Raw genomic sequence first — 24186 nt, 5'->3', positions numbered from 1 at the left:
GTATGCACTACGGAATGGTTATTGATTTAGCGAGATGTATTGGCTGTACGGCGTGTACAGTAGCTTGTAAGACCCATAATGTTACGCCCAAAGACATTGCCTGGGCCCAGGTACTTGTAGAAGAAAAGGGGAAATACCCAAATTCAAATATCGAATCGACCCCAGTTTTATGTATGCATTGCCAAAACGCCCCTTGTATATCAGCCTGTCCGACTGGCGCTTCCTACCGGGACGATAGTGGAATTGTACACATTAAAAAGGATAAATGCATCGGCTGCCGGGCCTGTATGGTCTCCTGCCCCTATAACGCCAGAAAATTTTCGTTTGGCGATGCACAGTCATACTACCCAGGGAAAGAGACCACCCCGCTGGAAAAAGTACAACAAACCAAATTCCCCAAAGGCGTCGTATCCAAGTGTGAATTTTGCTATGAACGTCTGGCCGAAGGATTGCTTCCCGCCTGTGTGGCGACATGCCCAGCGCATGCTCGGATTTTCGGCGATTTGGATAATCCGGTCAGCCAGGTCAGTATTCTGATCGCTCAGAAAAGCGGGCAGCCGCTGCACCCGCAAGTTGGTACAAAACCTTCGGTCTATTATTTGCCGAGATAGGAGGGACAGCATGAAAACGAATTCGCGTTTTATTCAGGGCGCTTCTAAACCTGTTTTAAGCCTGGGGGTGATTTTGACCCTTCTGGGGATGGGTTTATGGATCTTACAATTAATCCGGGGACTGGGCGTTACAGGCCTGACCCAGGATGCCGTTTGGGGAATGTATATTGCCGGATTCTTTACCGCCGCCGGAGCGGGAGCCGGAGCCTTAGCCCTGGCTGGGCTCATGGCGCTGAACAGAGATGATACGGTTGATAACAGGGAGCAGTATAAACTTTTTAGTGTTGCACTGGCCAGCTTTGTAAGCGCCGGCGTTCTGATCGTTATCGATATCGGCAATGTAAGCCATATTTTCAGCATGATCTTCAGTTTTGAATACACCTCATCAATGGCACAGGATTTTTGGGCCTTAATGATATGCCTGGTTGTCGCCGTCATTGGCTTGCTGAAAGCGAAATCGGGGAAAACGGGCTTGGTCTTTAATGTCATCTGTATTTTGGCTTCATTGACTCTCATCATCACTGAGGGGTTGATGCTATCCAGAGTCAGCGCGCATGCTTTTTGGGGAAGCGGTACGGTGGCGGCATTTATTATCAGTATGATCGTTGCGGGATGTGCTGTTTCCCTGTTTGTACTGAAAGAGGAGAAAAATGTTTTCCAGGTTCGCAAATATCTGATAATCGGGCTGCTGGCGTCCGCCTTATTGACGCTAAGCGAATTGCTTACCTTGACAGCCGCTTCTGAAGCTTCTACGGGTATGGAATTACAAAGTCTCCTTTCCGGTTCAGCAAGTCTTGCTTTTTGGGCCTATATCCTGGCCGGGCTGGTTATTCCGCTGGCGCTGCTTTTCAAGGTTCAGACTCCGATTGGCTTGAAGGTCAGCGCATTTTTAGCAGTTTTTGGCGTTCTTGCCGAAAAACTCTGGATCCTGATCGCCGGGATGGAGCATCCGCTGGTCGTTATACCGGGCAGAGGGGCTTACCATATTTCAGCGGTGGAGTTTTTTACAGTAGTGGGGATATCCGGTCTGGGCGTGTTAGCCTATGTAATTATTTCCGGGCTTTTTGATAGTCCCAGCCTGCACCAACAGGAGAAAGTTCACTTTACGCCATAATAAGATCACTCCCAATGAGAATTCACCAAAGGATCCAGCAAACAGCCGGATCCTTTTCAATGTATGGTGATGTAGGTATAATTATGATAAACTATCAAGTAGAAATATATGGAATGTTGCCTTAGCTAAGGGCTGACGTCCTGTCGGCTCTGAATCTGGGGGCGCGCGACTTTACGCTTCGGCAGCTCTCGAAACGTTCTACGCAATGCAATGCAAAAGGCCGCCATTCATGGCGGCAGTTTGATTGTGAATGTAATCTATTGGGATGTGATTATTTTGAGCAGATTTACATTTGTTGCATCTGACTATGAGTTACCGGAAATTGATTTATCAGGAATTATTAAACTTGAGGTTAAGGATCTAAAAGAAATGAATCCAAGACCAGAATCATTCTGGAATCTTGATGAACTTCCAGATGATTGTGAAGCGTTATATATCCCCGCGGGTAGTGAGCAGAGAGGGGGAGGTTACCCTTGAAAAGGAGTATTGTCATCTTATTAGTTGGACTATTCTTATTAGCAGGTGTTCTGGCTAAAGAGGCTAACGCATCTTGGGCTGCATTAAGTACAGAAGAAATAATTGAGAAATCTGATGTTGTATTAATTGGTGAAATAATTGGTCCTGATAGAGAAGAAAAAATTTCTACAAAGGGTTTGCCTGACTCATGGGCTACTCATTGGAAGGTTAAGGTCTATTATTACCTTAAAGGGAATCAGAAAGCAGAAGTGTTTACAGTTACTACTCCTGGTGCTAAAAACAAATCTCCTCAAAGTTCTATTGATTATCGTCTTGATCAATTTGGTAAAACCGTATTAATTTTTCTACAAAATAGAGAAGGGATATTCGAGCCACTTTCTCCACAAGGTATTGTTGTCTTGAAAGTAAATTACTATTCCCCGAAACAAGGTGAACAAATAAATGGGCAAACAGTGTTAAATGAATTTACAATCGTAAACCCGCAGATTAATGACCGTTCTATATTGGAGAAATATATTTCTGACAATCAGACAATTCTAATCCCGGAACACGGAATGTCAGATTCATACTCAAACTCAGGAAATTCCAATAAATTAAAGATAATTACAATAGTAATTTTGATCATTGCGTTAATATCAACCGGTTCATGGTTTATAGTAAAACAATTTCAGAAGGGTTAAGTAAACATTTGGGGAGGCCGAACATCATATAACACAGCATTCCCACAACTTTGCTAATATGAAAGCGGTATGACGCTGCGGGAATGCTTAAACGTTATCAGACATTGGCCTATTTTAGTAGATATCGGTATCTTTCTGGTTCTAAGCGGATTTCTTGAGCCAAAGACTGATATTCTTGGGCTAAAACTATAGAACGAATACGCTGGCCATCACTATCTCGTGGCATAACGAAACCGCTGTCAATCCATTTCTTAACCTTATCTCTAATTGTTCTATCAGAGAGATTTAACCACTTCCTCAAATCAGAAGTACTCGCCCAATTGTTTTGAAAAGCAAGCTTTGTAAAAACGATTCTTTGATTTGGGTCTAGTATTCTAATAAGTTCTGGTTCAACCGTAGTATATTCTCGACTTTTTTCTTCAACCAGATTAGCTGCTTCAACAAAGACTTCAGATAAACCGGAAATGAAAAACTCAAGCCACTGAGTAATGTCACAATCGTTTCTACCGTAATAATAATTGTGCTGTAAACCCATTTGTAAATTCTTGTAGTATTCCTTTAAATTGCGGTCATAAAAAGATTCTAGAACAAAAAGTCCTTTTAAACCCAAACCACCAAGCTTAAGAATATAGGTTGCAATCATTCTAGCGGTTCTTCCGTTTCCATCCATATAAGGATGTATAGTCAGAAATTGCCACATGAATATACCGGTTTTAATAGGCGAAGGAATTGATTGAGTATTAGGCGAATTGATCCAAGCTACAAGATCTTCTATTAGGATCGGAACATCTTGTGGCTCAGGGGGAAGATACCAGTTAGTTTGATTACGTTTGCCGACCTGATTTTGTTCAGTTCTGTATTCACTTAGTCGAGGCCTACGACCGTGGTTAATAACTCTGATGATTGCTGGAGCTTTTTAATAAATTCTTCAGTAATGGGCAATTGTCTTTCTTCGCACTCATCTAAATAGTCAATCGCTTTCATCAAGTTGTAAACTTCTTGTTGTTCCCCCGATGTATTCTGAAGATAGAGGGCTTCCCGTTTAGCTTGCTCATCAAGGGTATTACCCTCAAGCTTAGTTGATAAAATAACTGTTTCTTCTCTGGACTCCTTTTTTAAGGTGTCAAGGATTGAAGAAGGAAGCGGTAGGTTTTCAACAAGAATACTCGCTTTTTGAATTTCCATTAGATTTTGAGCTATTGTATTTGTAATTGTAAAACGTGGTTTATACATATAACTTACCTCCCCATGCATAATATAATTATATCATTGCCGCTAAATTGCCGCAATATTTATTCTGGTTATAATTTGATAAGGTCCCACTGCCATGGGTCAACATCGAACCGCACGGAATGTCATGAAACATAGTGTAATTTCCTTTATCATGGACTCATACGGAAAGGAGCGAGGCGATGGATTGGATCACAGGTATACAGAGAGCTGTGGATTATGTGGAAGCCCATATTACGGAATCAATAGACTATGAAGAAGCAGCGAAACAGGCCTATTCGTCCAGCTTTCATTTTCAGCGGGTTTTCAGCATACTTTGTGGCTTCACGTTAGGTGACTACATTCGGATGCGGCGCCTCTCTCTGGCAGGAAACGAGCTTGCGTCATCAGGCATCCGGGTAATCGACGCCGCGTTCAAGTACGGGTATGATACGCCTGAGAGTTTCAGCCGTGCTTTCACCCGATTCCACGGGGTATCACCCTCGCAGGCGAAACAGGGCGGCGCTGCGCTCAAATCCTTTTCTCCGCTTTCCGTAAAACTGATTTTAGACGGAGGAAACACGATGAATTACAGAATCGAGACCAAGGACGCATTTCAGATCATCTGCAAAAAAAAGCAGGTCTCCTGCAAGGCGGAACTAACGACGGAGGAAATCTCCCGTTTCTGGCAGGCTAGCAGCACGGACGGCACCATTCCTGCGCTGTGCAAGTACATCCCAGAGGATAATATCTTTCCGAACTGCATCGTAGGCGCCAGCTTTGGCAAGGATGCCAGTGACACGGAGTTTCCCTACGCCATCGGCGTCCATTATAACGGAATGCCTGTCAGCGATACCGGCTTGACTGTGGAGAATATTCCTGCTCACACTTATGTGGTGTTTCCCTGCATCGGCAAGATGCCGGAGGCGTTTCAGAAGCTTTATCAGCAGATCTACAGCGAGTTTTTCCCCACCAGTGAGTATCAGCCCTGCGGCGGTACGGATTTTGAGGCTTACCCCTCGGACAATGTGACGGACCCCGGCTACACCTGCGAAATCTGGGTCGCGGTGGAAAAGAAATAATCCAGCGGGAGAAGTGCCGAAAGGTGCTTCTCCAATTTCTGTTTTCAAGACGCATCGGTGCACTGATTCCGACAAAGTTCGAATTGGCTGATCTTCGTATTCCGATTTGCCTTGGAGGCTTTTATTCAATAAGAAGAAATCCAGCTGCACCGGACAGTTGGATTTCTTTTTTTTTCTCTATTGACAAAAAATGGAGGATCAGATAATATAATCACTGTATTAACTGTACTATATAAAATAATACAGTTGGAGGTAACGATGTTTCAATTGGATTATTTGGATCATAGGCCTTTATATGAACAGATTAAGGAAAAATTAAAAGCACTTATCATCAGCGGCGTCTTAAAACCCAATGAAAGGGTTCCGTCTGTTCGTGAAATGGCCCAGTCTCTCACCATAAACCCCAATACCATTCAGAAAGCTTACAAAGATCTGGAGCTGGAAGGATATATATACGCCATCCGTGCCAAAGGAAGCTTTGTTACACCCTTTAATGACAAAGTCAATCAAGCAAGAAGGGGTGACTTGATGCTGGAGATAGATAAACTTGTCTCAGAGCTTGCCTATATGAATATACCCAAAGAACAGCTTATTTCCAGGATTGAAGCAATATATTCAAAGAAGGAGGGCGAAAAAATTGATTGAGGTTAAAAATCTGACGAAAGGTTTTGGCAAAAATAAAGTTTTGCATGACTTAAGTATTAATGTCAGGAAAGCATCGGTATATGGCCTGCTTGGGCCGAATGGTGCCGGAAAAACTACGCTGATTAAGCATTTAACCGGATTATACCGCCAAGATCAAGGAACAGTGACAATTGACCATAAGCCGGTCTACGAAAATCCTGAGGTTAAGGCTCAAATAGTCTACATACCTGACGATTTATACTTCTTTTCTCAATACAGCATCGATGAAACAGCAAAGTTTTACGCAAAAATATATCCCCAATGGAATTGGAACAGGTATGAGCAATTAAAGCAGGTATTTCCTATCGACAGCAAGAGAAGGGTTGTCAAACTCTCGAAAGGGATGCAGAAACAGGTGGCCTTCTGGCTGGGGATTTGCGCAATGCCCAGGGTGATGGTCCTTGATGAACCCGTCGACGGTCTTGACCCTGTCATGCGAAAAAAAGTATGGAGTCTTGTACTTCAGGATGTCGCCGAAAGAGAGGTAACCGTATTGGTGTCATCCCACAATTTGAGAGAACTGGAAGATGTCTGTGATCACGTCGGAATACTTCACAATGGAAAAATCGTTGTGGAGAGAGAACTTGATGACATGAAATCGGATATCCACAAATTTCAGATTGCATTCTCTGATGGCATTCCGGAGGGATTCCTCGAAGATACACATATTTTGCACAAGACCCAGACAGGAAGCATACTGCTGCTTATTGCCAGAGGAGATAAGGACGAATTAATGCAAAAAGTAAAATCAGCGAATCCGGTTATTTTGGATGTACTTCCCCTGACGCTGGAAGAAATTTTTATTTATGAATTGGGAGGAATGGGCTATGACATTCAAAATATCCTTATTTAAAAAAGCGTTGATCTTAAGTGATTTTAAACGTTACTGGTGGCTAAGCGTCCTGTATGCCCTGGCTCTTTTTATTGATATGCCTTTCAGGCACCTGATGGACACGCTGAAAATAGAAATCTTCAATACACAATGGCTCCAAGATACGGTAGACAGGACGTTAAGCCTTTCAGAAAACGGGCTTCAGAATATTTTACTCTGTACGGTGCCGGTTTTATTGGCAGTGCTCATATTCAGATACTTGCAGGCAGACAAGTCATCCGTTATGATGCACAGCTTGCCATATAACAGGAGTTCTCATTATGCCAGCCGCTGTTTTTCAGGCCTCGTTCTTTTACTGCTGCCTGCAGTGCTGAATTGTTTCATTCTCATACTGTTAAAATACGTTACGGTACTCGGAAGTTATTATACGCTGCCTAAGATATTAATGTGGCTGGGATTACACGTATTGTTCAGTGTCTTGTTTTATAGTGTAACTGTATTTGTTGGCATGTTCACCGGATCTTCCATTGCCCAAATCGTGTTTACTTATATCTTTCATGTACTGCCGGTGGGAATTTATGCTTTGATTACCTACAGCTTAGGGCAATTATTGCACGGATTCGCCAACACCTACTCACTGTTTTTCGAGGATACTTATCCGATATTCTTGCTTTTAAATGGGAGGCTGATGGGAACAACGTATACGGTGCATACTGTCGGCTACTTTATTGTATACCTGATAGCGGCAGTGCTATTTTTGGGCTTGGGATGGTTGGTTTACAAATACAGAAAACTCGAAACGGCCGGAGACATTATTGCTTTTCCCGCCTTATACCCGGTATTCAAATATGGGGTAACCTTCTGTTTGATGCTTGTTGGAGGGTCCTATTTTAGCAGTCTTGCCGGACAGTCTTTGCCTTTGCTGATGATTGGCTATTTTTTAGGTTCGGTCCTGGGGTACTTTATTGCCGAAATTTTGATTCATAAATCTTTTAAGGTTTTGCATTCCTATAAGGGCTATTTATGCTATTCCGCTGTGATTCTGATCCTTTTTGGAGCAATCTCTCTGGATGTTGGTGGCTTTGTTAACCGTGTACCAAACCCGGAGGAAGTGGACAAAGTTTATATTGGGTATAACATCGAAGAGTGGACTTATTATGAAAAAGAAAAAAAGCCGGAATACCTGGAATATCGGTACGGGAAGTATTACTTCGAAAATAACAATCCTGTATTCTTTGTAAGCAAGGAAAATATTGCAAGAATGACGGAGCTTCACAACTATTTGATAAAAGAAAGGAATAAGGCTGAAGGCCAACCCCGTTATCTTATTTATACACTGAAAAGCGGGGGCTATATCATCAGGCAATACAACGTTAATGAAGCCGATCAGGAAGATGCTGCTTTGTTAAAACCGATTTATGAATCCGGTGAGTATAAAAGCTTGAGATACCCGGTAATGAGCCTAAAGCCGGAAGATATCAAACTGATCACACTCAGCGATCATCGCAGCAGCAAAAAGCCGCTCATTCTCACAGGCAGCACGGACCTTAAGGAATTTACAGAAATCCTGAAAGATGAAATAAGTAAAATGTCCTATCAGGAAATGACGTCAAATAAGAAGGAAAATATCAACATCTCCGTGCTGGACAATGAAGATAAAACAACAAACATCATGCTTCAAAGCAGTTTTACTTTGCTGATAAAGTGGCTTGAAGAAAAGGGATATTACGACCAATTTGCCCTGCTCTTGGAGGACATCGAATCTGTCGAGCTGGAAAACTATGAAGAAAGGATGATAGCAAATAGTGCAAGAAATTCAGGTGAAGCAGTAATCCCCAAGAAGGTGGAAATTAAAGAGCCTGAAGTGATTGCGGAGTTATTCAATATGGATGATTCGAGAACAAGCTATAACACCAATACTGTTATCGTGCACTTCAATGTCCAAAATGGTATGAGTAGTAGTTCCTGGGAAAGGTATATCAACATGGATACGGAAGTTTCGGAAAAATTAAAGGGATATTTTAGGCAGTTGGAAAATAATTAAATTCAGTACGAGTTTCACATACTCAGTTTCCCGAGTCGGGGCAGGAAGTTCTATTAAATGGGAAAGCTGCCTTCATCGGTAAAGAATTTGATAAGGTGCTTCATTTGAGGCGTCTTTTCTTTTTTGGGTGATGCATCCTTGCACGAAATACATTCTGTGCAAGGATGCAATAGTTGGAGAAATCATAAGAAATATAGAGAAATCATGATAAAATGTAAAAGGAGATAATTATTGCCATATTTGGAGGTGTTTAAATGTAGAGGAAGAACAGAAAGTACATATCAAGAAGATATTTAACCCTTAAATTTAATGAAAATATTTGAGGTAATAATAATGACGCTTGCAAGTAAATCAGATACCAATAACAGTTCAGCCCGACTGGAATGCATTGATATTTTCAGGGGGCTGACCATGGCGCTGATGCTGATGGTGAATAATCCGGGTAATCCGAATACGATTCCTGTCCAATTGGAGCATGCCTCTTGGAATGGATTTACGCTGGCAGACCTGGTATTCCCTTTCTTTTTATTTATCATGGGCGTTGTCGTACCGGTTTCCATTAATAACAGATTGGCAAAAGGCACCGGCAAAATAACCATCATCGTTCATATTTTTCTCCGCAGCATTCAGATCTTTTTACTTGGTTTGGTGTTGAACGGTTTCCCACTTTTTGATCTGAATACGATCAGGATCCCGGGCGTCCTGCAGAGGATTGCCGTAGTCTATTTATTCTCGGCTCTCTTATACCTGCTTTGCAAGTCCATATTCAAAAAAGAAACGGTTCAGATGGGTGTCCAGCTTCTGACGTCGGTTTTTCTCCTGCTTTTGTATGGTGTATTGCTAAAGGTTGTACATGTTCCCGGATATGGGCAAGGGGTCATGGAACTTCAAGGGAATCTTGTCCAGTACATTGATCTGAAACTCCTGCCCGGACATCTTTATAAACCCGACTGGGACCCCGAAGGGATTCTTAGCACCCTGCCGGCTCTCGCTTCGGGAATCATAGGGGTTCTAGCAGGCATGATCCTGATAAAGCCAAATAAATGGATCATAAAAATGGCTGTCTTTATAGGCAGCGGGGGATTGCTGCTTCTAGCTGCGGCATTGTTGAATACTGTCTTTCCGTATAATAAAAACCTCTGGTCGAGTTCCTATGTTCTGCTGACATCCGGCCTTGGCATCCTGCTTTTGGCTTTTTTCTACTTGCTTACGGACCGGATGAAAAGCGGGAAAATCTTTAAGCCTTTTAAAGCCATAGGGGCCAGCGCTATTTTCGTCTATTTTGTGTCAGAGCTGATTCGGAGAACGCTTTGGTTAATTCCGGTGCAGGACGCTACGGGCAGCACAATGACGCTTAAAATTTGGCTTACGACAAGGCTTATCAGCCCATGGGCACATGGGCTGGATTCCTTGTATTTCTCCATTTTTTACGTAATGGTCTGGCTGGTGATTATGGGTGTTCTTTATCACCGTAAGATCTATATTCGGCTTTAAGCTTAACAGAAGATTGGTGCCGTCCGAGTTTATGTTAGGCGGGAGGCGCATGATGAACCGCATTTTAATTGGATGCTTGGACAGCGTGTTTTGACAAAACTTTGCCCAATTCAGGTTATACTCCTAATGGCAATAAAGGGGCGTGCCAGTTATGGACACCGGTAATAAAGAGGTGCTAAACGATACACCCCATTAACGTTTCTAATGTTCGGCATAGGAGGAGAAATAGGTGAGAAAGTTTTTCATTGGCTTCACAGCTTGTCTTCTGTCTCTAACCTTGTTGGGCTGCCAGCCAAGCACCAAGACAGATAACGCGCCGTCTAAGTCTGATAACAATACGCCTGCTGTTATTGAAAGCGGCGTAAACAGTGAACTAAGCAATAAACAAAAACCGAATAGCGAAGCAAACAATCAAGCAAATGAACCTAAGAAAGAAGCGACAGCCTTTACAGACAACCAAGCTGAGGTTATCGCCATGAAAACGGCAGCGGCAGTTTTGAAATCCGTGCAAGCGGAGCTTTGGCCGGAAGCGAAATTCGATACGATATTACTGAGTAGACCAATGATACACAAAGACAATGATTTTTATCCCTGGAATACGGGGTACAGCAAAGATTTGGAAGTAGAAGCTTTCGCCATTGGCAATCAGGGCGATTACTCCAAAATGCAGGTCATCTATGTGGATGCCTTCGGCAAGGTGATAAATAACCAATTCTTTGAGGCCAAGATAACCGCCAAGGTGGCGGAAGAAATAGCTCTTGAAGCCGCAAAAAAGGCCAGGGAAACCGTGCCTTATTGGAAAGATGCGAAAATAGAGCACCGAGAAACCAGTTTGGCGTTATGTACACCTAATTATGTGTTTTCTTTGGATAACTTCAACAAAGAAACGAAACCGGTAGCAGCAGTAATGTATGAAGTTTGCTTCAGGGATTCAAGCGCCACGAGCAGCTTCTTATTTATTTACGTTGATGCCGCAACAGGAAATATCCTTGGTGCCAAGTATGGATCTGATTAGGAGCTTTGCAAGAATCTGATATGTTTTTTATTGGAGAGGTTACTGCCACTTGGTCAATATGCATGTAGTATAACGCAGCGGTAATCCGCAACCATTCTACGACATATCGGTCAAGGCCGCGCCATCTTGGCGCGGACAAAAAGAATTAGTTAGTGTCACAAAACTCCCGGCAGCGGTTTCTAGAGAATGGAACCGCAAAGGGGGGATAGACGGAAATGGAGGGTACAACCTTGATCAAGAAACTGCCCGATCCTGATTTTCAAACGATCTTCAGGACGCACTATCCGAAGGTTGTCCGCCAAATCTCCGGGTTCACCGGAAGCATCACCACAGCCGAAGATCTAGCTCAGGAAGTATTTCTCCGTTTATACCATTTGGATTGGACCCAAATCCATCATCTGGATGCCTGGCTCGCAAAATGCTGTTTTCGTGCCGCCTGCAATTATTTCCGGGGAGAAAACAGAAGAGCTGCCCGGGAAGCCTTGGAATACCAGATGAGTTATCCAACAATGAAATCGAGTGAAGAAAACCTGATCGAAGATTTGTTGATCCGGGAAGAAACCAAACGTTTTGTTTTTGAGGTGCTGTCAGGCCTTGAAGAGCGGGACCGGCTGCTCCTTCTGCTGAAGTACCAGGATTACAGCTATCGGGAAATCGCTGAAGCCCTAGAACTTAACCCCGCTTCCGTCGGCACGTTTCTGGCGCGGGCCAGAAAGCAGTTTAAAAATCTTTATCAGAAAGGGAGGGAAAAGGCATGATCTGTTCGTTCGAAAACGATCTGCAAGCGTATCTGGACGGAGAACTGAATAAAGAAGCGCGCAAAGCTTTGATGATTCATCTTGAACAATGCCCTTCCTGCCGTGATCAGCTCGCAGAATTGGACAGCCTTGGAAAATGGTCCGATCAAGTCTTCAGCCAGGCTTTTTTTCCCGATGCATGCGTATCTTCTCCTGAACAAGCCAATCCTGAATCAGCCTGGGCAAGATTCAGCCGAGCAGTCAGCGCTGACAGCCCCGCTGCGGATACGCCGGAGTCGGAGTCCACACGTTTACCAATCAACCCTTCCTCACCGCTGATCCCTTCCTTAACGAACGGTTCCCCCGCATATTTTGAAAGGAGTTGGAAAACTCTCATGAAAAAATACCGTAAACTGACGACAGGTCTCGTTGCAGCCGTTTTGTTGGTTGCTTTTCTAATGGTCCCTCAGGTACGGACATACGCCGGAGAGCTATTGGCTTTATTCCGAGCGGATAAGATTCAAATGGTAACCATTACGCCTCAGGACATTCAGCAAATCGAAAACTTTTTTGAATCAGGTAAAAACACCCCGATTGATATCAAGGATATTGGCAAAATAGCGATTGCCGAAGGTGACTTCGAGCAGAAGGTCTATGCTTCCGCCGCCGAAGCAAAAGCAGGCGGCGTCAGTCTACCCGCCTCGCCTGAAGGTTACACCGTAAGCAACGTCTGTGTGCAATCGGCAGCCAAAGTGGATATGACGCTGAATACGGACACCATTAATGCCGCCATGAAAAATTTAGGTTCGGAGGCCTTCTTCGACAACAGTCTCAACGGCAAGACATTCAGTGTCATGTGGCCCGGCTTTACTGATATCAATTATCAGGGAAGTTCAGCCCAACCTTTTGCCAACTTCGCTTACACCGTCATGAACTCCCCCGAGATTCAGGCTCCATCGCTGACCGACATTGATAAGCTCAGAACAACCTTGCTTCAGCTTCCGTTTATCCCGGAAAATATCCGCAGCCAGCTTGCCGGTATCGACGACTGGCAGAATACCCTTCCTATCCCGGCGATTCAAGGGACTACGGAAATTGACCGCACCGAGAAGGTCATGGTGAACGGCGGGGATGGCGTCTTTATCCTGGCCAAAGATCATTCCGCCCTTCTCCTTTGGGAGAACGCCGGTCAGCTTCATTCTCTACGGGCAAACCTCACCGCGGGAGCAGATGGGAACTCCGTAAAAGCGGATTTACTGAAACTTGCTGAAAATTTCTAATTTCTCTTACGATCATCTTACCGTCAGCAGGAACAAGTATACCGTTCTCTAAATAACTAGATATTTAAACCTTCATAGCTGGGTCTGTGTGCCACAGCTCCAGCGTAAGCGGAGCATAGATGCGGAGCGCGGCAGATAGCGCCATAGATGGCGCTATCTGCCAAGAGCGGAATGTGGGGCGCAACCAGACCCAAATGAATATTTTTGTATTTGGATAACTACGCAAAACACGACATGCATACCGGCTCAAAGCTTAAAATCAGTCTGTGGGTCACAAGTACTGCGGCAAGCGTAGTATGGAGTGCGTAGCGCGGCTGTTTGCGCCATGGAGGGCGCAATCAGCCGAAAAGCAGTATTGTGACACACAGACTAACCCAGATTATATATCATGCTGTTTATGGTTACCCACTTGTTGTTTTGGAAAGGAGACCTTTAATGACGGATTTGGCAATCCAAACCGAGGCTTTAAGCAAGCAATACAACGGCAAAGGGGGATGCCAAAATATTACCCTCCAGGTCCCTAAAGGCGTGGTGTATGGATTTATCGGGCCAAACGGAGCGGGCAAAAGCACATTTGTCCGCACGCTTTTAGGTTTACTGAGGCCGACAGGCGGCAAGGCCGAACTTTTAGGAAAGCCGCTCGGCGATCTTGAAGCACGCCGGAAAATAGGCTATCTGCCGGAACTTTTCCGTTATCCGGACTGGTTAACCGGACTCCAGCTTTTACATACGCATGCCGATCTGCTCGGTCTTAAATCTTCTTTACGGCCACAGCACTTTACGGCTTTACTGGAAAAGGTGTGCCTCAGCGGCAGAGAAAAAGAAAAGATCGCCAAATACAGCAAAGGCATGCAGCAAAGAATCGGTTTGGCCTGTGCCTTGCTGGGTGACCCGGAATTAATCTTTCTGGACGAACCGACTTCCGCCTTAGATCCGTTGGGCCGGATGGAGGTCCGCAGCCTGCTGGCGCAATTAAAGCAAGAAGGCAGGACGGTCTTTTTAAACAGCCATTTGCTGCAGGAAATCGAAACGGTCTGTGACCAGGTCGCGATCATCGACCAGGGCAAACTGATCACCCAAGGAGATTGGCGCAAACTTTGCCGTTTCCAAAACCGTTATAAGCTGATCGCTTCCGGTCTTGACCAGGAAGTCCTAAGCGACCTTCCTTATGTCATTGGCTCAGAGCTACGCCAAAATTTCGAACCTGAAGCTGGCACAGCCTTGAAAGCTGAATGGCAAATTGAGATTGAAAACACCGAAGAACTTCCGTCTTTGGTCAGAATACTGAGTGATCACGGGATAGGGGTCTACGAGCTCACGCCTCTGGAACCTCATCTGGAAGAAATATTCCTCTATTGGATGAACCGAAAGGAGCCGGAAAATGTGGACCATCGCTAAACTTTCTTTCAAAGAAATCCTCTATAAACGCATCTTCCTGATTGCTCTGATCATGACGTTGGCCTATTTGCTGCTGTATGGAATCGCGACCCATTATGCAGGCGCATCATCTTTAAAAACACTATACGAAATAGATCCTGCCCAGAAAGCAGCAATGAGTGTACAATTTAAAATCGTTGGTTCGCAGCTCTTAAGCATGGGCCTCTATTTTGCCAACTTTATTATTGGCCTGCTGACCATTCTGGCAACCGTCGGCAGTATTGCCGGCAATATTGAGAGTCATCAAATCGATCCGATCCTGACGAGGCCCATCCGGCGTCTGGATTTTCTTCTTGGAAGATTCCTGGGGTACGGAATCCTTTTAATGGTTTATACGTTATTTTTCTTTCTCTCCATCATCTTGGTGAATCATCTGTTTGGAGGCCCGCTGCAAGCGGATCTTTCTACCATCAACATCTTCAAAGCCAGCTTGGTTTTCGCTTGTGTTCCATTTATCGTGATTTCACCGGCGTTGTTTTTCAGCTCCATTGTAAGTACCATCAACAGCGGGATTATTCTCATCGTCCTCTATGGCATGAGCTTTATTGGCGGTTTTGTTGAACAACTGGGAAATATTCTTCATAATATCGCCTTGATTAATATTGGGATTGTCTCCAGCTTGCTGTTTCCCGCCGATAACCTGTTCCGCTATATGAACACACTCCTCGCCGGCAGCAGTGCAACGCCTTTCGATCCCGCATCCCTCTTCTATGGCAGCGGTTCACCGAGTGCCCTGATGCTCGTTTACTGTGCCGTCTACGTACTCCTGATTCTTCTGCTGGGAGTTCGGACATTTGCCCGCAGGGACATATAAGGCAGCCTACACCATTTGCGGCCCATATTAAATAAAAAATCCACATCTATCACGGCGTGGATTTACCGTCTTCTCACTGGCCGCCTCATCGCCATTATAAATTACAAGCAGGTCAATGTATGGTGATGTAGGTATAATTATGATAAACTATCAAGTAGAAATATATGGAATGTAAGGGGCGCCGGCCATGTCCGAATTCAAGAATAAGATTGCCTTAGCCAGATCGCTATGGGCAAACAAACAAATCATCAGGGTCAAACCTTCAATCAATTGGTTCCTGATGAAATACATGGGGAAGTTCCGTTTACTGAATGTCGGCGGGCAGCTGGTCCTTCATTCCCATTTGCCCCCGGTAAACAGTAAAGCCTTTACCCGCTTTATCAACGAGCACCTTCTGGCAAGGACGGAGGGGCCTTCCCACGCTCAAATCAGCCTGACCGATGCCTGTCCTCAGCATTGTGCCTATTGTTACAATAAGAATCGAAGCGGGGAACTTCTCAATACGGCAGAAATCAAACAGCTCATTCAGGATCTTAAGAAAATGGGTGTTTTCTGGCTGGGTTTTACCGGCGGGGAGCCGCTTATGAACAAAGATCTCGTAGAGATCGTCCAAAGCGCCAGAGATGATTGCGCCATTAAGCTGTTTACCACAGGCATGGGTATTACAAAAGAGCTGGCGGCGGAGTTAAAGCGGGCGGGCCTTTGCTATGTCTCGATCAGCCTGGATCATTGGCAGGAGGAAGAACATGACGGGATCAGAGGATGCCGTGGGGCTTTCCAGGCAGCGCTTCAAGCGATCGAGATATTTAAAGGCACAGGCGTTCATGTCAGTGTATCGACGGTCATCTCCAGGAGGATGCTTCGGGAAAATCAGGTTGAGAAATTTCTGGCGTTCCTGATCAGCCTTGGAATCGATGAAGCCTGGTTGAGTGAAACCAAGCCAACGGTGGAAGCTTTTTGGAATGAGGCCGCAGTCCTTACCGAAGAAGAGCGTTTAAGCCTTGTGCACTTGCAGGATAAATACAATCAAGAGAGAAAAATCACGGTGAATTATCTTGGGCATTTTGAAGGTGGAGAGCATTTTGGCTGCAATGCAGGCCATAAAATGGTCTATATTGATGCCTTTGGCGAGGTAAGCCCGTGTGTGTTTACACCGATAACCTTCGGCAATGTCCGGGATAAATCGGCGCAAGCCGTTTTTTTGGAGATGAAAGCGCATTTTCCGTCGGAAAGCTGCTGCTTTATGAACAAAAATTATGCGTTACTGAAAAAACATTATAAAGGGCAGTCACCCCTTAGCAAAGAAGATACATTGGAGATGATGAAGGAAGTCCGGTTCAGTCCGTTGTCCGAATTTTCCCGGCTGTATTATAAGGGGTAAGGCTATCGGAATAAAGCCGTGGAAGTGAAATGATTGGAGTGAAGCAATAGGGATGAAATCATTGGGATGAACAGGTAGGAAAGAAGTAATGGGGATAGGATTATGGGGGTATAGGTTATGAGCTTGTATAAACTGTTCAGCTTGTTTGCAGCAGGGATATTTGCCGTTGTAGGCCTGATTTTTCTGTTCTTTCCTGATGCGGCCCTGGTATTCTTTAACCGTATTTCCGGTTATTTTGGATTACCCGAAGCTTCGTTTGAAGGCGCCGGGTTTTATCTGACACTGGCAGTTGCTTATATGTATCTTGTTACTTTGCTTGCCATCCTGATGTATCGAAATCCGGCGCAGCACATCTATCCGTTTTTATTGACCCATGCCAAACTGGCATCTTCCATCCTTTCTCTGCTTTTATTTTTCATTTACCAGCCCTACCTGATTTTTTTTGCCAACTTCGTTGTTGATGGGTTGATTGGTTTAGCGGCACTGTATTTTTACCTAAAAATAAGGAAAACCGGACTTAGCGGTAATGCTTAGCGCTTTTGGCGAAGACTGAAAAAACAGGGAGTCAATGATGCTTCTGAAAATCATCCAGCGCTGCCTGCCTGAATGGATCAAGAGGAAAAAACTGAAGGAATTGTTCCGCTTGACGGCGGATGCTTTCCAAAGTGAGCTGCCGGAGCTAAAGGGGCTTTCTTCGGCTGCGCTTCTCCCGCAATACGCCTTATTTACCAAAGAACAAGCGGAAAATCATTTGCAGAGCGGACGCCCCCTTGAACAAGTCAAACAGCGGCTGTACCAAAATGCTTATCGATTCGGACGGAACTTGAGAAAAACCCTGCATATCGGAACCTGGGAAGAGGCTGTTACGGCCCTGAAGGTGATCTATCAGTTGATCGGCATTGATTTTCAATGTGACCGGCAGGGGGAAATCATCATCCGGCAGTGCTATTTCAGCAGTTATTATTCCGGGGAAGTCTGCAAACTGATTTCCGCGCTGGATGAAGGGCTGGCTGCGGGGCTTTCAGGCGGCGGCAGGCTGTGTTTCCAGCACAGGATTACGGAAGGCAATGAATGCTGTAAAGGATATTTTCAAAGGGAACTTCAGGTAAAAAGTAAGGACGGTTCAACATGAAAAGGGTAATCGTCGTCGGCAGCGGTGCGGGAGGGGCTGCCTCGGCCAAGAAACTGCAGGGGAAGTTTCAGGTGACAGTCCTGGAGGCAGGCCGGGAATTCAAGCCGTTTTCTATCAATTTATCTATTCTGGAAAAGTTAAGAAAAACCGGACTGTTCTTCGATGAGAGGAAAATACAACTGCTGTTTCCGTCGATGAGCGTCAGGAAAACCCCGGATAGTATGGTAATGGTCAGCGGCAGGGGCTTAGGCGGGACGACCACGCTTTCGGCAGGAAATGCGCTGCGTATGGACAAGGGGCTTAAGGATCTTGGCATTGATCTGGATGATGAATTTGAGGAGCTTTACAGGGAAATCCCTGTCACCGATGACCATCGGCCTAAATGGCGGAATTCCACCAAAAGGCTGTTTGAAATATGCACGGAAATGCACCTGAATCCTGTGCCTTTGCCTAAGCTGGGTAATTATCAGCGCTGTACCGGCTGCGGGAGGTGTGTCCTGGGCTGCCGGTATCATGTCAAATGGGACAGCCGTCAATTTCTGAACGCTGCACAGGATTTGGGTGCGGAGCTCATCACAGGCTGTCAGGTAGTAAAGCTTGTAACGGAAAAGGGTCTCGTAAAAGGGGTCCAGGCCCAAAAAGGCTTCAACTCCGTATTTTACCCGGCGGATATTGTAATCCTGGCGGCAGGCGGATTTTCAACCCCCGTCATTCTTCAAAACTCGGGGATCGAATGCGAAAGCAAATTATTCGTTGATCCGGTTCTCTGCGTGGCTGCCCGGCAAAAAGGAAGTCTTCAGAACAAAGAGCTTTCGATGCCCTTTGCCGTACAGAGGGAGCATGCTATTTTATCCCCTTACTTTGATTATCTGAGCTTTTTCTTTCATCCTAGCTGGCGGTATCCTGCCCAGGATATTGTATCCCTGATGATCAAGCTGGCGGATTCAAGCGCCGGAACGGTTGATAACAAAAACATCAGGAAAACGCTGAGCGATATAGATCAGGAAAGATTGCGGGAGGAAGTCGGACTCTGCATGGAGATCCTTTCCACGTATGGGATAAAAAAAGATACTATTTTCCTGGGAACGATCAATGCCGGACACCCCGGCGGTATGCTGCCGCTTACCGCAGACGAAGCCGTGACCTTTCACAACCCCAGGCTGCCCGAGAACCTGTATGTAGCTGATGCAACGCTTTTCCCTGAGTCTTTGGGGAATCCGCCGATTTTAACGATCATGGCGATGGCGAAGAGGGTCAGTAAAATCATCATTGACAAAAATGGCCTGTAAAACAGGCTGTTTTTGATATCCATTCCATTCAATTTCCATCTCCTTCGCGGAGCCGATTTTATCCCCAGGAAGATTGAGGACGTACTTACTTGACAGATAAAGGAAAATAAACTATAGTGCATTATAGTAGTAATGTACTATAGTTTTATTTAGGATGAGGCAGGCATGAAATTGAAAATTGAAGGAATGAAACCGATTTATCTGCAAATTGCGGAATGGCTGGAAACCGAAATATTAAATGGGGCCATCGGTGTCAATGAAAAGATATATTCGCAGTATCAGCTTGCTGAAATGTATAATATCAACCCTGCTACCGCGGCAAAAGGGCTGACGATTTTGGCGGAGGCAAATATCCTGTACAAAAAAAGAGGGTTGGGTATGTTTGTTTCGGCCGATGCCGCCAAGCTAATCCTCAACCGGCGCAAAAACGATACGCTTAAGAATATGGTGATCGAGGTTATCGGAGAAGCCCATCGACTGGGGATAAATACGGAAGAACTAATAACGCTGATTAAAGAATTGACGGAGAAGGGGAGTGGGCTGAGTGACGTCTGTGATTGAATGTATAGAGCTGACCAAAGCTTATGGCCATGTAAAGGCGGTTAATCAACTGTCCATGCACGTTGAGGAAAATACGATAATTGGACTCATTGGACGCAATGGGGCTGGAAAAACAACACTCTTAAAGCTGGTTGCTGCATATTATCGTCCAACATCCGGTGAAATACGCGTATTTGGTGAAAATCCGTTTAACAGCCTCAAAGTATCATCCAACCTGATCTTTATCGATGATCAAATGAGCTGGCCAGTGAATTTATCTTTGGAAGATATTTTAAAGGCCGAAAGCTATTTTTATCCGAATTGGGACATGGGATTAGCAAGCCGCTTGCTAGCGTATTTTTTCACCAACCCCAAACAATATTATCACAAACTTTCCAAAGGAATGCGGAGTACGTTCAATATGATCATCGGCTTGTCAAGCCGGGCGGCACTGACCATCCTGGATGAACCGACGACCGGGATGGACTCGGCTGTCCGTAAGGATTTTTACCGGGCCCTCCTTAAAGACTACCTGCAATTTCCGCGCACGATGATCCTCTCCAGTCACTTACTGAGTGAAACGGAAGACATCTTAGAAAATATTGTGCTGATCAAAAACGGGAAAATGGTATTACAGCAGCCTGTAGACGATTTAAAGGAAATGGCGGTCGGACTTCAGGGCAAGGCAGAAATCGTCGCGGATTTTGGTCAGGGTAGGATGCTTTATCACCGGGAAACATTCGGCAATGATAGCGTCTATGCCGTCGTTAAGAACGATTTATCCGAAGACGACCGGCTTAAAGCCATAAGGCTGGGTATCGAAATTACAGCGGTATCGACCGATGATCTGTGCATTTACTTAACCGATCGGAAAAAGGGAGGGATCGATGATGTCCTTAGTGGAAACTAGATTCTTAAGTTTGGTTAAAAAACAGTTCATATATAAATGGAAAACGAATACAAGCTTTATTATCAGTATGATCATCGTGCAAATGCTGGCGCTTTGCCTGTCATTTAATGGCGTTATGACTTCCGGCACTGGAAACCAGTGGTTGAGTTTTACTTATAGTACATTGACAGGGGATATGATCATCATTTTTACCATGATCTGGTGCCTCATCATTGCCGGTACCTTAGCCACGGCCAATCGTCGCAATATTGATTTTTACCATGTGTCTAACCGTTTGACCAGCAATCTGGCGAATACGTTATTTCTGCTGACGACCAGCATCGTCAGCGGTATTTCCACTGTTTTGGGAAGTGTCCTGTTGCGCGTCCTGTTCTATGCTATCCATGGCACTCAGTTTCTAAGCGAAGGTGAAGCTTTTAGCCTGCCCCCGCGTTATCTGATGCTGGGAATCATCGTCACGGCCACCTACCTATGGTTGCTGAGCGCCATCGGATATCTTTTTGGAGCGATCATTCAATTTTATCGGATTTTTGCCATCATTATTCCGGCCGTTATCATCGGGAGTTTGTTTTATTTCAACACCGTTGGCATTACTGTTGCCGGTGACGAGCATGTTAGCTTTATCAGGCAGCTCTGGAATTTCTACACGAGTGAAAGTACCCTGTGGCTTTTTATGCTTAAATCACTTCTGACAACAGGTTTGCTGTTCGCCGTCACAGCCCTGATGACCAACCGTATGGAGGTGAGAAAATGACAGTTCTGTTGATTCTTATTGTTGTTTTGGCAGCGATTATTGTTGCGATTGCCAGGTACAGCGGCCATAAAGTATCTGTACACTTATTTAAGTGGGTAGCCGGCGTGTACGGGTTCATTTTGATCGCCGGCCTTTTTGCCCTATATTTACTGCCTGCGGATCAACTCCTTCAAGGCAGTGTAACTCAGCCACAAATCATTAGTGGATCAAATTTCTATGAATTAGGCGGACAAGGCAAATTCGACCAGACAGAAGGAATTCATAGACTGGATCTGCAGACTTTTGATTATAGCGGTGAGAAATTGGTGGTTGATTCTGATGGGGGAATCTTTGTGTTTGCTCAACGAAAAAATACGGATGACGGGATAATTGCAGTTAAATTTTATACAAGTATTTCTACATTTAACGGATTGGATGTTTCGGACAAGGTTAAACCCCCTTATGTCACGCTACAAAGTGGGATTTTGAAGGTTCGTTTGCAAGAGCTTGCGGATTTTAAATACTACAGTTTCCGCTATGAACTGCCTATCCGGCAATTCTTAGGCGTAGCTGAAAAGAAGTATGATAACCCTCATGAAATGAATTTTGCTCTGTATCTGGAGATCCCCAAAAATGTGCAGGTCGAAGGACTCGATTATGGGGTGATAATCGTGGACGAAGAGGGAAAGTAACTGCCGCTTGCTATCTGTCGTGTGGCTAAAAGTATCATGCATTATTTTGTGGTCACCCCGCCTCTTCCCGATGATGTCAGTCATATTCCGTTTCGGTTAACGGTCAAACCTTTTCAGGATTTTCCCGAAACCAAACACATCCCAACAGAAGAAGTGACGGTGACTTTTGCGCCCAATAAAAGGGTATAATCAATGCGCTGTAAACTTCTTGAGGTGAAAAACATAAAAATAAAGGCTATAAAGCCTTCACCTTGTTATCAATGATTTTAATTTGGGCACTGTTTTCCGTCAAATCATCCCGTATCTCTTGTATTGCCTGCCAGGACATATCTTGCTTTTCGCTGACTTTATCAACTTTGTTCTCGAGTTTTTCAACTTTGTTCTCAAGTCTATCTATTTTGTCACTAAGCGTTTTATTTTCTGCTCGCAAAGATTTTTCCATTGAATTTAATTTATCCAGGATTATATCCGATTTATCCATAGGCTCGCCCTCCTGACCTTTAGCAATATCATATCACTTTCCAGTTGTTTGGACAAGAATAGTTATTTCCATAAATATTCATTTTCTGCAATCAGATCGTAATGGCTATTGTCTTCGCTTATCGAGGCAATAGCCTAATTAAGGTTTCACTCATTTCGTGTCTTTCAGGCAGGCTTGTCACGTAGTCTTTAACAGAATAACTGAAATTTACCATTCTGAGCGTATATAATAGCGTGATTTTACCAAAATTAAAAAACCGGCATCACAGCCGTGTTGACAAGGTTGGATTGTTATAAAATTATACCATTTCGTCCATATACGCTATTATTTCGTTTATATATAATGAGCACATATAACGAAGTAATAGGTTAAATTCTTAAATAATCTGTGAGACTGGGGGGGACTTGCAATCAAAATAATTATTCTAGGCGGGTTTTTGGGTTCAGGGAAAACCAGTGTCCTCTTGCAGTTGGCGCATTCTATTGTTAACAGTTCTGAAAGAATAAAAGAAACAACTGTTGCAATTATAGAAAATGAAATTGGTCAGGTTGGGATTGACGATAAAGTATTACGAAGAAATGGTTATGAAGTAAGAGATATTTTCTCAGGTTGCATCTGTTGTAGTTTAAACAACGATCTCATCACAGGCATTCAAGACATCGCGCGTAAAAATGACCCCGAATGGCTGATCATTGAGGCAACAGGCGTTGCATATCCAAGCAGCATCTCAGATTCAATTTACAATAATCTTAGGATGACAGCCCGAATCGTGACAATAGTTGATGCTAGCCGCTGGCAACGGATCCGCATTCCTTTAGAGAGACTGATTGAAGGACAACTGAGTAATGCACAGATCATTCTTATCAATAAAACAGATCTTGTAGATGAAGAAACACTGAATAAAATCGAAAATGACGTTCGAAACCTAAATGACAAAGCCGCATTATACCGCATCAGTGGGATGAGTGAAATTGATGAGACGATATTGCAGGTGATAAGAAGTGGTTGAATTCAGCAGCGATACAGAATTGTCAAAACGGGGAAAATATCGAATTAAAACGACAATACAGGAAGGCGCATTTGCAGTCTCAGGTGAAAATACGATTCAGCATGAGGATTGTAATAAGATAAAAAACATCATAGAAAATGAAATCAAGGCGCTGAATTCCTGGGTCTTGGACCGAGGCGGTATTATCGGACATGTCAAAGGATTTCTTTCTGCCAACAATCATTCGGTTATGATTTCTTCAACAGGGGATGAAGTATACTGCCACACCCATGAATCAGCAGGTTCGATAAATGAAGATGTACAAGTCAGTTTAGTATTGATCGTATTTAATGTTTCACAATTAGGACTGGAAGAACAACTGATCGCAATATTTGACAGACTTGAAGATGATCAAGAAAGCCCTAGACGGATCGGAGGTGACACAGAAAGGAGAAGCGACTGGAAATTTGAACTACACAGGTGAAGAAGGCGTTCAATAGTATAAGAAGTATTATAAGAAGTATTATAAC

At 44.3% G+C, this 24186-nt stretch carries 27 protein-coding genes; 24 read left to right on the top strand and 3 right to left on the bottom strand.

The window, feature by feature from the left end; translation table 11 throughout:
* Positions 1 to 2: 2 nt before the first annotated feature.
* The 4 genes from OKX56_RS07995 to OKX56_RS07980 all read left to right on the top strand — a co-directional run bounded on the left by OKX56_RS07995 (position 3) and on the right by OKX56_RS07980 (position 2882).
* Complete coding sequence (locus OKX56_RS07995; protein ID WP_019226239.1) at positions 3 to 611, top strand: 4Fe-4S dicluster domain-containing protein; 609 nt, start codon at positions 3 to 5, stop codon at positions 609 to 611.
* Between the two features lie 10 nt (positions 612 to 621).
* Positions 622 to 1725, top strand: coding sequence for an NrfD/PsrC family molybdoenzyme membrane anchor subunit (gene nrfD / locus OKX56_RS07990; protein ID WP_019226238.1), 1104 nt, complete (start codon positions 622 to 624; stop codon positions 1723 to 1725).
* A gap of 246 nt (positions 1726 to 1971) precedes the next feature.
* Positions 1972 to 2202 (top strand): hypothetical protein, encoded by a 231-nt coding sequence (locus OKX56_RS07985; RefSeq protein WP_141690650.1) that lies wholly within the window; start codon positions 1972 to 1974, stop codon positions 2200 to 2202.
* The gene (locus OKX56_RS07980) at positions 2199 to 2882 is read left to right on the top strand and encodes a hypothetical protein (RefSeq protein ID WP_019226236.1); all 684 of its coding nucleotides are present in this window, start codon (positions 2199 to 2201) and stop codon (positions 2880 to 2882) included. The genes OKX56_RS07985 and OKX56_RS07980 overlap by 4 nt, the downstream gene beginning before the upstream one ends.
* 109 nt (positions 2883 to 2991) lie before the next feature.
* Here the strand turns inward: OKX56_RS07980 and OKX56_RS07975 are convergent, their stop codons facing one another.
* On the bottom strand, positions 2992 to 3774 hold the full coding sequence (locus OKX56_RS07975; protein ID WP_282432012.1) for a Fic family protein: 783 nt from the start codon (positions 3772 to 3774) through the stop codon (positions 2992 to 2994).
* A complete protein-coding gene (locus OKX56_RS07970; RefSeq protein ID WP_199269248.1) occupies positions 3747 to 4115 on the bottom strand; it encodes a hypothetical protein in 369 nt (122 codons plus the stop codon). The genes OKX56_RS07975 and OKX56_RS07970 overlap by 28 nt, the downstream gene beginning before the upstream one ends.
* 179 nt (positions 4116 to 4294) lie before the next feature.
* On the opposite strand from OKX56_RS07970, the gene OKX56_RS07965 reads away from it, so the two are divergent.
* The 18 genes from OKX56_RS07965 to OKX56_RS07880 all read left to right on the top strand — a co-directional run bounded on the left by OKX56_RS07965 (position 4295) and on the right by OKX56_RS07880 (position 22187).
* On the top strand, positions 4295 to 5173 hold the full coding sequence (locus tag OKX56_RS07965) for an AraC family transcriptional regulator (protein ID WP_019226235.1): 879 nt from the start codon (positions 4295 to 4297) through the stop codon (positions 5171 to 5173).
* Between the two features lie 258 nt (positions 5174 to 5431).
* Entirely contained in the window at positions 5432 to 5818 is a 387-nt protein-coding gene (locus OKX56_RS07960) for a GntR family transcriptional regulator (RefSeq protein WP_019226233.1), read from the top strand.
* A complete protein-coding gene (locus tag OKX56_RS07955) occupies positions 5811 to 6710 on the top strand; it encodes an ABC transporter ATP-binding protein (protein ID WP_019226232.1) in 900 nt (299 codons plus the stop codon). Before OKX56_RS07960 ends, OKX56_RS07955 begins: the two co-directional genes overlap by 8 nt.
* Positions 6685 to 8733, top strand: coding sequence for a DUF6449 domain-containing protein (locus OKX56_RS07950; RefSeq protein WP_019226231.1), 2049 nt, complete (start codon positions 6685 to 6687; stop codon positions 8731 to 8733). Before OKX56_RS07955 ends, OKX56_RS07950 begins: the two co-directional genes overlap by 26 nt.
* A 333-nt stretch (positions 8734 to 9066) precedes the next feature.
* Entirely contained in the window at positions 9067 to 10227 is a 1161-nt protein-coding gene (locus OKX56_RS07945) for an acyltransferase family protein (protein ID WP_019226230.1), read from the top strand.
* A 229-nt stretch (positions 10228 to 10456) separates the two neighbouring features.
* On the top strand, positions 10457 to 11242 hold the full coding sequence (locus OKX56_RS07940) for a hypothetical protein (RefSeq protein ID WP_019226229.1): 786 nt from the start codon (positions 10457 to 10459) through the stop codon (positions 11240 to 11242).
* 215 nt (positions 11243 to 11457) lie between these two features.
* Positions 11458 to 12000, top strand: coding sequence for a sigma-70 family RNA polymerase sigma factor (locus OKX56_RS07935; RefSeq protein ID WP_019226228.1), 543 nt, complete (start codon positions 11458 to 11460; stop codon positions 11998 to 12000).
* A complete protein-coding gene (locus OKX56_RS07930; RefSeq protein ID WP_019226227.1) occupies positions 11997 to 13259 on the top strand; it encodes a zf-HC2 domain-containing protein in 1263 nt (420 codons plus the stop codon). The genes OKX56_RS07935 and OKX56_RS07930 overlap by 4 nt, the downstream gene beginning before the upstream one ends.
* A 435-nt stretch (positions 13260 to 13694) precedes the next feature.
* Positions 13695 to 14657: an ABC transporter ATP-binding protein gene (locus OKX56_RS07925; protein WP_019226226.1), complete on the top strand. Its 963-nt coding sequence runs from the start codon at positions 13695 to 13697 to the stop codon at positions 14655 to 14657.
* On the top strand, positions 14641 to 15510 hold the full coding sequence (locus OKX56_RS07920; RefSeq protein WP_019226225.1) for an ABC transporter permease: 870 nt from the start codon (positions 14641 to 14643) through the stop codon (positions 15508 to 15510). The genes OKX56_RS07925 and OKX56_RS07920 overlap by 17 nt, the downstream gene beginning before the upstream one ends.
* Positions 15511 to 15697: 187 nt before the next feature.
* Positions 15698 to 16891, top strand: coding sequence for a radical SAM/SPASM domain-containing protein (locus OKX56_RS07915; protein ID WP_019226224.1), 1194 nt, complete (start codon positions 15698 to 15700; stop codon positions 16889 to 16891).
* A 117-nt stretch (positions 16892 to 17008) separates the two neighbouring features.
* Positions 17009 to 17425 carry a hypothetical protein gene (locus tag OKX56_RS07910; protein WP_019226223.1) on the top strand — a complete coding sequence of 139 codons (417 nt, stop codon included), beginning with the start codon at positions 17009 to 17011 and terminating at the stop codon, positions 17423 to 17425.
* Between the two features lie 34 nt (positions 17426 to 17459).
* Entirely contained in the window at positions 17460 to 18023 is a 564-nt protein-coding gene (locus OKX56_RS07905) for a hypothetical protein (protein ID WP_287896113.1), read from the top strand.
* Positions 18020 to 19312, top strand: a complete 1293-nt coding sequence (locus OKX56_RS07900) for an FAD-dependent oxidoreductase (RefSeq protein ID WP_287896112.1) — start codon at positions 18020 to 18022, stop codon at positions 19310 to 19312. The genes OKX56_RS07905 and OKX56_RS07900 overlap by 4 nt, the downstream gene beginning before the upstream one ends.
* Positions 19313 to 19477: 165 nt before the next feature.
* On the top strand, positions 19478 to 19873 hold the full coding sequence (locus tag OKX56_RS07895) for a GntR family transcriptional regulator (RefSeq protein WP_019226220.1): 396 nt from the start codon (positions 19478 to 19480) through the stop codon (positions 19871 to 19873).
* Positions 19857 to 20762 (top strand): ABC transporter ATP-binding protein, encoded by a 906-nt coding sequence (locus tag OKX56_RS07890; protein WP_287896110.1) that lies wholly within the window; start codon positions 19857 to 19859, stop codon positions 20760 to 20762. The genes OKX56_RS07895 and OKX56_RS07890 overlap by 17 nt, the downstream gene beginning before the upstream one ends.
* Complete coding sequence (locus OKX56_RS07885; RefSeq protein ID WP_287896109.1) at positions 20740 to 21516, top strand: hypothetical protein; 777 nt, start codon at positions 20740 to 20742, stop codon at positions 21514 to 21516. Before OKX56_RS07890 ends, OKX56_RS07885 begins: the two co-directional genes overlap by 23 nt.
* On the top strand, positions 21513 to 22187 hold the full coding sequence (locus OKX56_RS07880; RefSeq protein ID WP_019226217.1) for a hypothetical protein: 675 nt from the start codon (positions 21513 to 21515) through the stop codon (positions 22185 to 22187). Before OKX56_RS07885 ends, OKX56_RS07880 begins: the two co-directional genes overlap by 4 nt.
* Before the next feature lie 235 nt (positions 22188 to 22422).
* Here OKX56_RS07880 and OKX56_RS07875 read toward each other — a convergent pair whose 3' ends face one another.
* Positions 22423 to 22668 carry a hypothetical protein gene (locus tag OKX56_RS07875; RefSeq protein ID WP_019226215.1) on the bottom strand — a complete coding sequence of 82 codons (246 nt, stop codon included), beginning with the start codon at positions 22666 to 22668 and terminating at the stop codon, positions 22423 to 22425.
* A gap of 409 nt (positions 22669 to 23077) precedes the next feature.
* Here OKX56_RS07875 and OKX56_RS07870 point away from each other — a divergent pair, with 409 nt between their 5' ends.
* Both OKX56_RS07870 and OKX56_RS07865 read left to right on the top strand, forming a co-directional pair.
* Positions 23078 to 23677 carry a GTP-binding protein gene (locus tag OKX56_RS07870; RefSeq protein ID WP_025205254.1) on the top strand — a complete coding sequence of 200 codons (600 nt, stop codon included), beginning with the start codon at positions 23078 to 23080 and terminating at the stop codon, positions 23675 to 23677.
* On the top strand, positions 23670 to 24140 hold the full coding sequence (locus tag OKX56_RS07865) for a hypothetical protein (RefSeq protein ID WP_019226213.1): 471 nt from the start codon (positions 23670 to 23672) through the stop codon (positions 24138 to 24140). The genes OKX56_RS07870 and OKX56_RS07865 overlap by 8 nt, the downstream gene beginning before the upstream one ends.
* Positions 24141 to 24186: the final 46 nt, after the last annotated feature.

It is taken from the genome of Dehalobacter sp. (assembly GCF_030063005.1).
In the GTDB taxonomy this organism is placed as follows: Bacteria; Bacillota; Desulfitobacteriia; order Desulfitobacteriales; family Syntrophobotulaceae; genus Dehalobacter; species Dehalobacter restrictus.
Note: the sequence above shows the minus strand (reverse complement) of the source record. Positions and strands in the feature narration are given on the sequence as shown.

Coding starts and splice junctions, on each gene's coding strand:
- OKX56_RS07905 (WP_287896113.1), top strand. CDS start 17,460: ATGATGCTTCTGAAAATCATCCAGCGCTGCCTGCCTGAATGGATCAAG.
- OKX56_RS07915 (WP_019226224.1), top strand. CDS start 15,698: ATGTCCGAATTCAAGAATAAGATTGCCTTAGCCAGATCGCTATGGGCA.
- OKX56_RS07885 (WP_287896109.1), top strand. CDS start 20,740: ATGATGTCCTTAGTGGAAACTAGATTCTTAAGTTTGGTTAAAAAACAG.
- OKX56_RS07930 (WP_019226227.1), top strand. CDS start 11,997: ATGATCTGTTCGTTCGAAAACGATCTGCAAGCGTATCTGGACGGAGAA.
- OKX56_RS07995 (WP_019226239.1), top strand. CDS start 3: ATGCACTACGGAATGGTTATTGATTTAGCGAGATGTATTGGCTGTACG.
- nrfD (WP_019226238.1), top strand. CDS start 622: ATGAAAACGAATTCGCGTTTTATTCAGGGCGCTTCTAAACCTGTTTTA.
- OKX56_RS07910 (WP_019226223.1), top strand. CDS start 17,009: ATGAGCTTGTATAAACTGTTCAGCTTGTTTGCAGCAGGGATATTTGCC.
- OKX56_RS07895 (WP_019226220.1), top strand. CDS start 19,478: ATGAAATTGAAAATTGAAGGAATGAAACCGATTTATCTGCAAATTGCG.
- OKX56_RS07900 (WP_287896112.1), top strand. CDS start 18,020: ATGAAAAGGGTAATCGTCGTCGGCAGCGGTGCGGGAGGGGCTGCCTCG.
- OKX56_RS07935 (WP_019226228.1), top strand. CDS start 11,458: ATGGAGGGTACAACCTTGATCAAGAAACTGCCCGATCCTGATTTTCAA.
- OKX56_RS07925 (WP_019226226.1), top strand. CDS start 13,695: ATGACGGATTTGGCAATCCAAACCGAGGCTTTAAGCAAGCAATACAAC.
- OKX56_RS07875 (WP_019226215.1), bottom strand. CDS start 22,668: ATGGATAAATCGGATATAATCCTGGATAAATTAAATTCAATGGAAAAA.
- OKX56_RS07960 (WP_019226233.1), top strand. CDS start 5,432: ATGTTTCAATTGGATTATTTGGATCATAGGCCTTTATATGAACAGATT.
- OKX56_RS07920 (WP_019226225.1), top strand. CDS start 14,641: ATGTGGACCATCGCTAAACTTTCTTTCAAAGAAATCCTCTATAAACGC.
- OKX56_RS07880 (WP_019226217.1), top strand. CDS start 21,513: ATGACAGTTCTGTTGATTCTTATTGTTGTTTTGGCAGCGATTATTGTT.
- OKX56_RS07970 (WP_199269248.1), bottom strand. CDS start 4,115: ATGTATAAACCACGTTTTACAATTACAAATACAATAGCTCAAAATCTA.
- OKX56_RS07965 (WP_019226235.1), top strand. CDS start 4,295: ATGGATTGGATCACAGGTATACAGAGAGCTGTGGATTATGTGGAAGCC.
- OKX56_RS07950 (WP_019226231.1), top strand. CDS start 6,685: ATGACATTCAAAATATCCTTATTTAAAAAAGCGTTGATCTTAAGTGAT.
- OKX56_RS07945 (WP_019226230.1), top strand. CDS start 9,067: ATGACGCTTGCAAGTAAATCAGATACCAATAACAGTTCAGCCCGACTG.